At 37.1% G+C, this 13,401-nt stretch carries 12 protein-coding genes; 7 read left to right on the top strand and 5 right to left on the bottom strand.

The features are described from left to right. Positions 1–17: 17 nt before the first annotated feature. The 6 genes from JGH11_RS20625 (at position 18) to JGH11_RS15910 (ending at position 7,183) form a co-directional block, all read left to right on the top strand. A complete protein-coding gene (locus JGH11_RS20625) occupies positions 18–137 on the top strand; it encodes a helix-turn-helix domain-containing protein (protein WP_370567614.1) in 120 nt (39 codons plus the stop codon). A gap of 336 nt (positions 138–473) precedes the next feature. Beyond that, positions 474–1,388, top strand: coding sequence for a ribokinase (rbsK, locus tag JGH11_RS15930; RefSeq protein WP_201113449.1), 915 nt, complete (start codon positions 474–476; stop codon positions 1,386–1,388). A 12-nt stretch (positions 1,389–1,400) separates the two neighbouring features. Next, positions 1,401–2,408 carry a GRP family sugar transporter gene (locus JGH11_RS15925; protein ID WP_201113447.1) on the top strand — a complete coding sequence of 336 codons (1,008 nt, stop codon included), beginning with the start codon at positions 1,401–1,403 and terminating at the stop codon, positions 2,406–2,408. Between the two features lie 40 nt (positions 2,409–2,448). Next, complete coding sequence (locus JGH11_RS15920) at positions 2,449–3,519, top strand: nucleoside hydrolase (RefSeq protein WP_201113445.1); 1,071 nt, start codon at positions 2,449–2,451, stop codon at positions 3,517–3,519. A gap of 221 nt (positions 3,520–3,740) precedes the next feature. Continuing rightward, positions 3,741–4,814, top strand: coding sequence for a nucleoside hydrolase (locus tag JGH11_RS15915; protein ID WP_201113443.1), 1,074 nt, complete (start codon positions 3,741–3,743; stop codon positions 4,812–4,814). 104 nt (positions 4,815–4,918) lie between these two features. Continuing rightward, complete coding sequence (locus tag JGH11_RS15910; protein WP_201113442.1) at positions 4,919–7,183, top strand: hypothetical protein; 2,265 nt, start codon at positions 4,919–4,921, stop codon at positions 7,181–7,183. A 315-nt stretch (positions 7,184–7,498) separates the two neighbouring features. Here JGH11_RS15910 and fucP read toward each other — a convergent pair whose 3' ends face one another. Genes fucP through JGH11_RS15885 form a run of 5 tightly spaced genes read right to left on the bottom strand, consistent with a single transcriptional unit; the run spans position 7,499 to position 12,061 of the window. Further along, positions 7,499–8,761: an L-fucose:H+ symporter permease gene (gene fucP / locus JGH11_RS15905; RefSeq protein ID WP_201113441.1), complete on the bottom strand. Its 1,263-nt coding sequence runs from the start codon at positions 8,759–8,761 to the stop codon at positions 7,499–7,501. A 27-nt stretch (positions 8,762–8,788) separates the two neighbouring features. Then, positions 8,789–9,712: an amidohydrolase gene (locus JGH11_RS15900; protein ID WP_201113440.1), complete on the bottom strand. Its 924-nt coding sequence runs from the start codon at positions 9,710–9,712 to the stop codon at positions 8,789–8,791. Between the two features lie 3 nt (positions 9,713–9,715). Further along, positions 9,716–10,732, bottom strand: coding sequence for a zinc-binding alcohol dehydrogenase family protein (locus JGH11_RS15895; protein ID WP_201113439.1), 1,017 nt, complete (start codon positions 10,730–10,732; stop codon positions 9,716–9,718). A 1-nt stretch (position 10,733) separates the two neighbouring features. Further along, a complete protein-coding gene (locus JGH11_RS15890; protein ID WP_201113438.1) occupies positions 10,734–11,123 on the bottom strand; it encodes an L-rhamnose mutarotase in 390 nt (129 codons plus the stop codon). 5 nt (positions 11,124–11,128) lie between these two features. After that, positions 11,129–12,061, bottom strand: coding sequence for an aldo/keto reductase (locus JGH11_RS15885; RefSeq protein WP_201113437.1), 933 nt, complete (start codon positions 12,059–12,061; stop codon positions 11,129–11,131). A 122-nt stretch (positions 12,062–12,183) separates the two neighbouring features. Between JGH11_RS15885 and JGH11_RS15880 the strand changes: the two genes are divergently transcribed. Then, a complete protein-coding gene (locus JGH11_RS15880; protein ID WP_201113436.1) occupies positions 12,184–13,209 on the top strand; it encodes a LacI family DNA-binding transcriptional regulator in 1,026 nt (341 codons plus the stop codon). Positions 13,210–13,401: the final 192 nt, after the last annotated feature.

Below are 13,401 nucleotides of genomic sequence, written 5' to 3'. Positions count from 1 at the left end.
ACCATAATAAATATACTATCAGATATATATATTCTTCGGCAGGTTTTAGACACCAGTCCACTTTCAACAAAGTATTTAAAGAGCTGGAAGGGATTACGCCTTCAGAATATATCAAAAACAACAAAGGGAGAAATTAAGACTAATCTACTTAGTATAAAACAAATTTTCCACTCTCCTCTTCTCCACTATCTTCCCCTTTTATCTTAAATATATAACTCAAAATCCCTTTAGTAAATAAAGTTTAATGATCTTGCTTAGTGATATTCACAAGCTTTTTTTTTGACCTCTGTAATTATATATACACAAACCACATAACACACTGTTAATAAGAATATTTACCTACATAATAAAGGCCATATTCTAAATTTGTGTTTCTATTTCATATCGTTTTTTGTCTTTGTGAAAGATCCCGTTCTATATAGGTTTGCATTAGTTTATAAAAGGGAAACACAATAAATAATCAATTAACGATCATGAAAGCAAAAAAAATCATTGTTTTAGGAAGCTGTAACACTGATATGGTAATACAGACAGCTCGTCTGCCCGTTCCTGGAGAAACTATTATCGGGGGTGAATTTATGATGACTCCAGGCGGAAAAGGTGCAAATCAAGCCGTTGCAGCGAGCCGTTTAGGAGGAAATGTAACCTTCATTACTAAAATAGGAAACGATGTGTTTGGCAGACAGTCTTTAGAGTTATATCAGAACGAGAATATCAATACAGACCATGTGTTTTTAGATCCAAACAATCCATCCGGTGTAGCCCTTATTACAGTAGATAATAATGCTGAAAATTGTATTGTTGTTGCTTCGGGAGCCAATAAAACCCTGTCGAAAGAAGACGTAGACAAGTGTCGCGAAGAAATTGAAAGCGCAGACATACTTCTCATACAACTTGAGATTCCGTTAGAAACCGTAGAGTATGCAGCAGAAATAGCTTACAAGGCCGGTGTAAAAGTTATTGTCAATCCGGCACCAGCATCTTTCTTGCCTGACAACTTATTCAAAAATACACATATGATCATTCCTAATATGACCGAAGCTGAGATTCTTTCAGGAGTTAAAGTTTTTGACTGGAATAGTGCAAAAACAGCAGCCGACGTAATTAGTAAAAAAGGTGTAGATATTGTAATTATTACATTAGGCATATTAGGCGCATTGTTAAAAGAAAACGGAACCTATCACGAGATTCCAATAGAAGTAAAGGTAAAAGCCGTAGACACAACTGCCGCCGGAGATACATTCTGTGGAGCTTTATGTGTAGCCATATCAGAAGGAACACCGCTAACAGAAGCTATTCGTTTTGCAAATAGAGCCGCCGGATTATCTGTAACCAAAATGGGCGCTCAGGTTTCCATTCCATATCGAAAAGACATTGTTTCACCTTAAAATATAAAGAATATGTTTATAGTAGGTAGTTATGGAGTCGCCGTACTCCTCTGTGTAATAACCATGATTTGTTGGGGTTCTTGGGGAAATACTCAAAAGCTGGCAAGTTCGAAATGGCGTTATGAATTATTTTATTGGGATTATGCAATAGGTATGCTACTGTTTTCTATCATCATGGCCTTTACTCTTGGAAGCATCGGTGAGGGAGGTAGGAGCTTTATGGACGATTTAAGTCAGGCCGATAGCAACAACCTTGTAAGTGCTTTAATAGGTGGGGTAATATTCAATGCATCCAATATATTGTTATCAGCCTCTGTCTCTATAGCAGGCATGGCAGTAGCATTTCCATTAGGTGTTGGACTAGCTTTGGTATTAGGCGTATTTATAAATTACTTCGGAGCTCCGCAAGGAGACCCTGTAACGCTTTTTCTTGGCGTAGCACTAATCGTTATAGCCATTATTCTTAATGGAATAGCAGCAAATAAAAAAGGTGGAGGCTCTGATAATGCAAAGAAAGCAAAGAAAGGAATTATACTTGCTGCTGTCGCAGGTATTTTAATGTCATTCTTCTACCGCTTTGTTGCAGCGGCAATGGATTTAGAAAACTTTGAAAATCCTACAGCCGGAATGATTACACCATATACTGCATTCGTTCTTTTCTCTCTGGGTGTTTTTATTAGCAATTTCATATTCAACACATTGGTAATGAAAAAACCATTCGAAGGATCACCTGTCACCTATAAAGAATATTTCCAAGGCTCTATATCTACCCATATGGTTGGCGTTTTGGGAGGTGTAGTATGGGCATTAGGAACACTATTTAGCTATATAGCGGCTGGTAAAGCCGGTGCAGCCATATCCTATGCCTTAGGACAAGGAGCACCTATGATAGCCGTAATATGGGGTGTATTTATATGGAAGGAATTTAAAGGGGCACCTAAGAGCGTGAATAGACTCCTGCTTTCAATGTTTGTTTTCTTCTTATGCGGATTAGCACTCATTGTTTATTCGGGAATGTAAAATAATCGTAACTATTATTATTAACCAAAAACAAATTGTCATGAAAAAATTGATCTACATTATCAGTGCGATCTTTTTTTGCGCACCATGTATCGGTACGACAAAAGGAAGTCTTCCTGTCGATACGAATATAGAAGCAGAAAAAGATGTAAAGAAAGTAAAAATGATCCTGGATTTAGATACAGGAATTGACGATGCATTAGCTCTTGCTTACGCATTGGCTGATCCAAAAATTGAATTGATCGGAATCGTCACATCATATGGAAACGTAACTACAGAATTGAGCGCTATAAACTCTTTGAATATACTCAACCTTCTTCATAAAAAAGAAATCCCGGTATATTTAGGAGCCGACAAAGCAATGGATAAAACCGAAGAATTTGTAGTATTTGCCGGCAGTAAACGTATACACGGAGCCAATGGCGTAGGAGATGTAGAAATAGCCAAGAGTCCACGTCCGGTAGAAAAACAAAGTGGTGTAGACTTTATGATAGAATCGGCAAAAAAATATGGAAAAGACCTTTACATTGTCGCTGTAGGCCCTACAACAAACCTTACTGAGGCAATAAGGAAAGAGCCTAACCTGAAAGATATGGTAGGAAAATTTGTTATCATGGGTGGCGCTCTTATCGTAAAAGGAAATGTTTCTCCTATAGCTGAAGCAAATATACGACAAGATCCAGCTGCGGCAAACGAATTATTCAGAAGCGGTACCCCTCTTACAATGGTAGGCTTGGACGTTACTTTGCGTACACTTCTTACAAAAAAAGAAACTCAGGTGTGGAGAGACTTAGGTACAACTTCAGGAAAGATATTTGCTGATATGGTAGACTTCTATATCGAAGCATATATTAGTGGCACTCACAAGTTGCAAGGATGCGGATTACACGATCCTCTTGCAGTAGCTGTGGCTGTTCATCCGGAACTTGTTAAAACTTTGAATTTGCACATGCAAGTAGGTGTAACAGAAAAAGACTGGGCAAGAACAGTAGCTATTACAGAGAAGATGAACGACCCTAATCCGAACGTTGCAGTATGTGTAGACGTAGAAGTAGAACAGTTTCTTAATCTTTTCATGGATAATTTAACTCAACTGTTTAAGGCAAACTAATTTTATCTAATTCTTTCTATGAAGATAATTATTCCCCTTCTTATCTGGGGAGGGGAGTAATTCTATCTCTAATCATTAATAATTAGCATACAGGGTAAGTAGTCTTAGACATACTAGATAAGTTTCAGTAAAAAAATAAACTCTGATATATCTCATTTTGAGATATAGTTAAGTGAATACAAAAACCTATTTAACGAATATTAACCATTAATAATTTACTTATGAAAAATTTAATTTGCATTATATGTGTAATTCTTTTTAGTGTATCATGTGCTGGTACAAATAAAGAAAAAGTTTCAACAGAAACAGCGACAACAACAGCAAATACAGAAGAAGCTGTAAAAGAAGTGAAAAATGTAAAAATGATTTATGACACAGATCTTGGCATTGACGATGCTATGGCATTAGCCTATGCTCTGGGATCTCCAAATATTGATCTGGTAGGAGTAACACTCACATTCGGAAATGTAAGTACAGAAACCAGCGGACGTAATACATTGGATATACTTAGCTTGTTGAATAGGGAAGACATACCTGTATATGCAGGTGCATTACATTCTTATTCCGATAATGCGACTTTCCTTCCTGCGGCCGCAATCAAACGCATACACGGAGATAACGGTATCGGAAATGTACAATTACCTACTTCGAAAAAGACTGTAGAAAAACAAAGTGCTGTTGATTTCATTATCGAATCGGCAAATAAATATGGAAAAGATTTAGTCATTGTTGCAGTAGGACCTGTGACTAACTTGCAAGATGCACTGAAGAAAGAGCCTAAATTGAAAGATATGGTGGGCAATATTGTAATCATGGGTGGTGCATTGACTGTACCAGGTAATGTAAGCGAAGTTGCCGAAGCCAATATTTATGCCGATCCGGTAGCTGCAAACGAGTTATTCACAAGCGAAACTCCTTTTACCATGGTTGGATTGGACGTAACAGTTCGTGCAAGATTAACAAAAGAAGATACTAAAAAGTGGAGAGATTTAGGTACTGCATCAGGTAAGGCTTTCGCCGATATTGTAGATTATTATATAGGCATTTCCAGTTCTGCTAGTTGTGCTTTACATGATCCACTGGCTGTAGCCGTAGCTGTTCATCCTGAGTTGATCGAAACTATTTCTATGCATATGTTCGTAGGTACATCCAAAGAAAACTTAGGAAGAACAACTGGTGACAAGACAAAACTGAACGATCCGAATCCAAATGTAAAAGTTGGGGTAAATCTAGATTACCAAAAGTTCTTGGCCGATTTCAATACAGTTCTTACTGAACTTTTCAAGAAAAATTAATATAGATTCAAATTAAAAAGTACACAGAACAATCAAGAACCCTCTCCTGATTATACAGTACAACCTATGTATGGAGAGGGTTTATTTACAACACATAATGATCTATGAATAAAAATTATAGAAATATTGGAGCTCTTATGGCTCTAACCGGACTCCTTTTTAGTGGCACTGCATTTTCACAAGAAAAGGCTGTGACAGACACTATAAAAGCTAAAAGAGCAAATGAAGAACTTAAGAGCGACCGTAACGTAATGCTGAATGCGGCAAAGAATAACGAGCCGCGAGAAGTAAATATCGGTCTACCGGCCTCAGTTGGAGGAACAACCGTTATGGAGAATGGTTTACCGGTGGTATATTACTATTGGCCTGAGTTGCCAACCAAAACATGGCGTCAGGACGCTATGATCAATAAGGTACAATTGTTCGATCTGGGCCAGACTGCTATCAAAGTAGGTGATGTAGGTTTTTCATTAGGTACATTCGACAATCTGGGTACAGATAAATTTAAGGGAGTGGGCAGGCTTAATTCTAATCACTTCGGATTATTGCGCGGTGACATAAATCTAAGTGGCCCTCTAAATAAAAAAGGATTGAAATTTTCAGCAGGAGCCTACCTCAACTTCGATCCGGGTACATTCGATGCGAAAGGTCTACCGGAATATTATTCCGATAAAACTCAAATGTACAAAGGTGCTTTGACTCAAGATTACTCTTTCCAAGGAGGTAAGGGTAGTATTACAGCAATGTACAAATATTTCAATACAGAAGGTCTTCGTAATTTCTATGCTCCGTTCATATATAAAGAGGGAGGTAAAATTGAAGAAATCGAAGGATTCAAAATGGGAGGAGACTCTTACTTTGAGAGTACCGGAAAATTAATGGTAAAAGATGCCTTCACCGGAAAATATGAAAATAGAGATGTTGTAAAGGACAACGGAACAGAATCTCACACATTGGATATTATTTGGAAAAACATCTTGGATAATGGTTTACACCTTAATATGGTTTCGCGTTATCACTCAAGCATGGTTGGTTGCTATTTACCATTAATGACAGGAATAAATACTGTGGGAGACAGTAAATACACATATGCCGACACCGGTGAAGCATATACAGGAAACAGTGTGCAGGCAGTACTGGCAATATCAGGAAAGAAAAGACCTGCAAAAACTTTTATGTCTCAATTCGAAGTAGGTAAGAAATCTAATAATCATAATTGGAATATTGGTTTGAATCTATGGAATTATTCTATCGATAAATATGCAGCCGAAGGAGTTAAATATTTTCAGGAAGTTGCTGCCAATCCTAGAAAGCTTATAAAAGCCGGATCTGATATTAATGAATATGGTAATATGTTTGGCGGATTGGATTATCATGATGGATCTGAAAGTAAAATATCTCTATTCATGACTGATAAATGGGATATGGCAGATGTTTTCACATTAAGCCTTGGTGCAAGATTAGAATACCAGAACTTAAGAGGAAACTTTCTGGATCGTAACTTGAAACAAAATGATATACATGGTCCTAAAACCGATATCAAGAAAGATTGGCTAAACAAAGCATTTATGTTAAATGCTGTATATAAAATGACCAATACATTCGGATTGTTAGGAGAGGTTAACTATAATGAACAAGGAGGAAATCTTGACAACTACACCGTTGGGGAAGAGCCTAATATTAAGCAGTCAAGAATTCCGGGTGCTAGTTTCGGTGTATATTTCAATCACCCGATGGTAAGTTTAGTATCAAAAGCTACTTTCATTCAACGTGATGAATATAGAACAGCATTGACTTTTTCGAATCCAAACAATGCAGCGGATGATGTAAAACGTGATATTACAAATTATGAAATCCAGACTCTAGGTTGGACTACCGATGTTTTGCTTTCTCCATGCAAAGGATTTAATCTTCATTTCCTAGTTACTGTTCAAGCTCCAAAATATAAAGACTTTTCGGGAAAGGTGTCATTCAATGACGGTTCAATCGTCGGATATGACTTTAGCGATAAAACTGTTACTGGAGTGTCTAAGGTCTTATTGGAAATCGATCCGAGCTATACTTGGCAAAACCTAAGAATCTGGGCCAGTGCAAGATATTTTAGCAAACAATATCTTAACAAGCCAAATACTCTACCATTGGAAGGTCGTTGGGAAACATTTGCCGGTGCTAATTATAAATTGAATAAGTTCCTTGATTTCAATGTAACAGTCGTGAATCTGTTGAATCAACGTGGTGCTTCGGGATCTATCCCTGGCGGAGACTTGATTACTACAACTGAGGCAGCACAAAGCAAATACAACACTGTTATGTCAGGATCATATATTCGTCCATTCACTGTAGAATTTGGCGTTAAGTATAATTTCTAAATACTAAGTTCGGTTTAAACAAATGTTCATAATCCATTATATAATTGTTTTTTAGGGATTTAATTGGTAATATTAATTAAATCAATCCATTCACCTGCGGACACCTTTTCCTGAGTTATATATTAAGGTGTCCTATGGTGAATAAATCAGACAAAAATTGGTATTAGAAAACAAGACGGTTTACAAATAATGTAAACCGTCTTTGCTTATATATCCTATCATTACTTCATTGGTTTTCTATACAGACAATCATTCTTAAAAACCCCACTCCTCCTCTACTTTTCTTACCGTAGAAACATATTTTATACTATTTTATTAGTCTATCACCTTATACCCTTTCCATCCATAGTGAGCACAGAAGATAAAACAAATAAGAGGTATAATATAAGCTATCTGGTAAACATGTTCATTCTGGTGCATTATATACGCTGTCAGCTGAGGTAGACACGCATTACCCACTATGGCCATCACCAGAAAAGCAGAACCGCTTTTGGTGTTACTACCCAAATCTTTCAATGCCAAAGAAAATTGTGTAGGATACATTATCGACATAAAGAAAGAGACACCCAACATAGCATACAATCCTATTACCCCACCGAAGGTCATAATCACTCCGCACAATATAATGTTGGCTAATGCATACACCACAAGCATATTCTGAGGTTTGAATTTCACCATCAGCAAAGTGCCGATCCATCTACCGGCAAGAAAGGCTAGCATGTATAGGCCAAAGAATGTTGTAGCAGTACTTTCGGCCATGCCCGCATACGTACAACAATATACCAGAAACAAACTATTGATTGCGGTTTGTCCTCCATTATAGAAAAACTGTGCTATTACACCCCAGCGTAAATGACTACGTTTTAACACTTTAAAGTCAATAAGTTTATCTGTACCCTTTTCACCTTCCTCATACTCTCCTTCTTTTATTTTAGGCAAATGAGAAAAGATGAAAACAATAGCTATAATAACCAATACAATACCTAAAATAAGATAGGGTAGTTTCATAGCATCGGTCTCGAATTGTATATATCCCTCCCATCCGCCAACATAATCGGCAGGAATTGTTTCTCTTGTATATTGATGTCCACTAAGAACAAGTTTACTCAAAAACATAGCAGCTATAAAAGCCCCTAAACCATTGAATGATTGTGCAAGATTAAGTCTTCTGGAAGATGTTTTCGGATCGCCCAAAGCTGTAACATATGGATTGGCTGCCGTTTCAAGAAAGCACATTCCCGTAGCTATTATAAAAAATATACCTAGGTATGCCCAATATTCTTTGATTATAGAGGCCGGAAAGAATAACAGTCCACCCAACGCCGCAAGAAAAAGGCCGAATACAATTCCTGCCTTATAGCTATATCGTTTCATAAACATGGCTATAGGAATAGGAAATATAAAGTAGGCCAGCCAATAAGCTGTTTCGGTAAAAGAAGCCTCGAATGTATTCAATTCGCAGGTTTTCATCAACTGCCGTATCATTGTCGGCAACAGATTACTACTAATAGCCCAGATAAAGAATAAGCTGAATATAAGTGCCAAAGGAATGGCATATTTATTTTTTGTGGTATTCATAATTTAAGGAAAAGATAAGGTAAGATATTATTCGGACATGTTTTTTATATAGGGTAATTCTATTAGATTTTTTAATCGATAGAAACGTTCTGCGTTTAAGCCCAAAAAGCTAATTTTTTCTTCTTCTGATAATAAATTTGACTTTAGTATAAAATCGTACGACATGCGATAAGTGATGGCCGTTATGGTACGTGGATAATCTGATCCCCACATCAGTTTTTCGATTCCAACCAAAGATGAGGCTTCTTTTATTGCCCATACAGCTCCTTTGAAAGGATAAAACTCATCGTTAAACAGCCATGTAATCCCCCCCGACTCTATCATAACGTTCTTGTTACGAGCCAATTTCACCTGCTCTTGCCAATTGGGGCGAGTGACCATAGCAAAATGCCCGATAGCAATTCTAAGATTTGGAAATTCTGCAATAATTTCGTTCATCTCCCCTACTTGCTGAGCACCATCCGCAAGGTCAATTGACAATAAGATATCATGCTTTTCCATCAGCTTGAACAATTTCATCATTTCATCAGATGTCATAAACACCCTCTTGTCGGGCATAATCAAGCGCTGTGCAGGAATTTTTATAGCTTGAAATCCTTGAGTTATAATTTTCTCTGCATGTTCATAATATCCTGATTTTCGAAAATCGACCATGCCGCAACATAAAAAACGGGTTGGGTATTTTTGTTGTACTTCCCACAGATAATCGTTTTGTATACCATCTATAAATTCTTGGGTGATGACAGCAGCCGAAACCTGGGCATAATCCATATTAGAAAGGAAAACTTCAGCTGTATTTCTGCCATCTATCATAAATGGTGGAACCATTTGACGTACTTCACCCATAAACAGGGACTTCCCTCCATCCAAAGTTTTTATCTTCCCCCCATTTACTTCTGTATCTTGCTTGAGCCAAAGATGCGCATGTGCATCTATTATTTTGATATTCATGGTCTAAAATTCTATCAGAATTCTGAATACCTGTCCCGGATGTTGAGACCAATATTCTAATGCCTGTTGGGCTTGTTCTGGTTTATATATAGCACTTATTAATTTATCTTTCGGACAAGTTCCTCTTTTCATATATTCGATTACCGCCCTGAAATCCTCCGGCATTGCATTACGGGAACCTCGAATATCGAGTTCTTTCATTACAAAAAATTTTGTTTCAAAAGCTATTTCAGACTTTGCATAACCAATACAAACTACTCTTCCCGTAAAAGCGACTTCATTGATTGCCATTTGATAAGTAGCCGGTGCGCCTACAGCTTCGATAATAACATCAGGCCCTGTACCGTTAGTGATAGCCAATAAACGTTCGTGTACATTTTCTGTCTTAGAATTGATAGTATCAGCAACACCAAGAGATTTGGCCAAAATAAGTTTATCGTCATCCATATCCACAGCGATTACTTTTGCACCCCGCAATACCGATCGTATAATAGCTCCTACGCCTATCATACCGCAACCTATAACCATAACTGTGTCTAAATCTGTAATTGCAGCGCGTGACACTGCATGAAAGCCCACACTCATAGGTTCTACCAATACAAAATCTTTTGGAGTAAGAGCTGAGTCCATTATAACTTTCTGCCAAGGAACTGCAATATATTCACTCATTGCTCCATCACGTTGTACTCCTAAGGTCTGATTGAATTGACATGCGTTCGGCTTACCATTGCGGCACGAAGGACAATAGCCACAACTTGTATATGGATTTACAGTGCATGGCATACCCGGCCGGATATTCTCCGGAACCTCACTAGCCACGGATTCTATTACAGCTCCAATCTCATGTCCCGGTATTACAGGAAGTTTAGCCATCGGGTTTTTTCCTAAAAATGTATTTAGATCCGAGCCGCAAAAACCGACATATTTTATCTTTAAAAGAACTTCTCCTTGTTTTATTTCAGGTTTATCTTTTTGCGTTAAAGAGGTTTCACCTTTTTCTGATATAATAAGAGCTTTCATCCTATTCGTATATTTTAAATATTCGATCCATTAATTTCCATTTTTCGGAAGATGTAGCGCCTGCTTCCACGTCTTGAAATATTGACATATATTCTTCCCACTCACGTTGCTGAGGCAAGGTCGCTAATTTAGCAAAAGCGGTATCCCAGTCGAAATCCTCGGGTGTTTCAACAATCATGAATAGACGTTTACCCAACAAATATATTTCCATTTCCAGAATCCCGACTTCCTTTATACCTTCACTTATTATTTGCCAATGTTCTGCCTGACTGTGTCTTTTTATATATTCATTTATCAATGTAGGATCGTCTTTCAGATCGAGTGTCTGACAGTATCTTTTTGTTGGAAATGGATACTGTTTCATTTTATATCCTGTTGTTTTATTTTCCATATTTACTAACTATTCAGCCATGTATCTCGATGGCGAGATTTAAGAATATCTTTAACTTCGGCTAACAGCTCTTCATCTAAAGGAGCATTCACCCATTCTATATTTTGCAACACAGCTTCAGGTCGTGATGTACTAAACAATGTTGTAGCTATATGCGGATTGGATGTGGAATACTTTATAGCCAATTGTTCTATCGATTTGCCTTTTGCCTTACAGTGCTGTACAGCTTTCTTACAGAGGTCTTTCAAAGGTTGCGGTGCAGGATGCCAGTCAGGCCATCCTCTTTCGGTTAATAATCCCATAGAAAAGGGAGATGCATTGATTATTCCAATATTTCTTTGCTCGAAATAGTCGAAATAATCAATTAAAGCATCATCATTTAAACAATAATGGCAAAAAGATAAGATACAATCGATTGTACCTTCAGGAACATTATCTATTACATATTTAAAATGACGAAGAGTCAGGTTGGTAATACCTATATTTTTCACAATACCTTTGTCTCGCAGTTCGATAAGTGCAGGCAAGGTCTCATTACAGACCTGGTCTAAATCGGCAAACTCGATGTCGTGTACATTGATTATATCTATATAGTCTATATTTAGTCGTTCCAAGCTTTCAAATACACTTTCATTTGCTTTTTTCGCAGAGTAATCCCAATGATTTTGATCATTTATTCCATAACGACCAACTTTTGTTGATAGGTAATATTTGTTTCGTTCTATATCCTTAAGTGCTTTACCCAATACCTTTTCGGCTTTTAAATATCCGTAGTAAGGTGAAACATCGATAAAGTTTATTCCATTGTTTACTGCCACATGAACAGCCTCGACTCCCTTGTCTTCATTAATTGAGTGGAAAACTCCACCTAATGACGACGCTCCAAAGCTCAAATTAGAGACCTTCATGCCTGTTTTTCCTATTTCTTTGTATTCCACTTGCAATATTTTTATTTGTTATTATACCAAAGATAGACAATTGAGTATTTAACATATAATACAATTTCAAAAATTAAACGCAAAGGTTTGCATTAGAAGAACGTTTTCTTTTCCTTTGTGTAATGGAAGAAAAAAGGAGGCATATATCGTTGAAAGATTTAGCAGCCGAATTGGGTGTTTCTATCTCGACTGTTTCACGGGCATTGAAAAATAGTCCTGAAATTAGTAAAGAAATGTGTGAACGGGTAAAAACACTCGCTAAAAAAAGGAACTACCGCCCTAATCCTTTTGCTATGAGCTTATTGAAGAACTCACCTCGCCTTATTGGTATTATAGTTCCTGATATTGTCACACATTTTTATTCTTCTATAATCAGTGGTATAAGTGATGTTGCAAGAAAAAATAGTTATTCGGTTATTATTACCTCTACCTACGAACAGTATGAGCTGGAAAAACAAAGTCTCGAAGATCTGATAAATATAAGAGTGGAAGGTATTATAGCCTGTCTTTCACAAGAAACAACCGACTATTCACATTTCGATCACTTAGCCGATCAGAATATACCACTTGTCTTTTTTGATAGAGTTTGTCTCACTGAAAAGTTTTCGTCGGTGATTACAGATAATGTTGAATCGGCCCAAAAAGCGACAGAACATTTATTGGCGACAGGCTCGAAAAGGATTGGTTTTATAGGAGGTTCTAATCATTTAGAGATTGTTCAACAAAGAAAACATGGTTATTTACAGGCTCTGCGTGATCATAAAATACCAATAGAGAAAGAGCTTGTCTTTTGTAAAAAAATCGACTATAAGCAAGGATATGAAGGTGCCTGTACATTATTATCACAAGCTAATCCGCCTGATGCTATATTAGCAATGACCGATAGTATTGCTTTTGGTGCGATGAGGGCTATTAAAGAAAAAGGGCTTCGTATACCCGAAGACGTTGCGCTAATTGGATATACAGACGAGGCTCATTCAAATTATGTAGACCCTCCTCTGACAGCAGTAACACATCAGACCTACAAGATGGGCGAGGCTGCTTGTAATCTAATGCTGAGACGGCTGAAAGGTACCGAAAAGCCAAAACAGATTGTCGTTCCTGCCTTACTTTCGATAAGGGAATCGTCAGTAAAGAATAGAGTATAGTAATTCATATACCAACTGAGTTTATATATCTTTTGGTAGCGGATTGTTATTTACTAATGTATGCAAGATTTACATAGCTAAAATATTAAGGGTTTGATTTCTTCGTTTTAATCTATTGTGGACAAACTACGCCCCCTTTATTTTTGAAGAAATTTCTCATTAAATTTTATATCCCATTCATCTATATTATCC

Source organism: Dysgonomonas sp. Marseille-P4677 (genome assembly GCF_016652235.1).
Classification (GTDB): Bacteria; Bacteroidota; Bacteroidia; order Bacteroidales; family Dysgonomonadaceae; genus Dysgonomonas.
The sequence above is the reverse complement of the archived record's forward strand: the minus strand, read 5'-3'. Positions and strand labels throughout refer to the sequence as shown.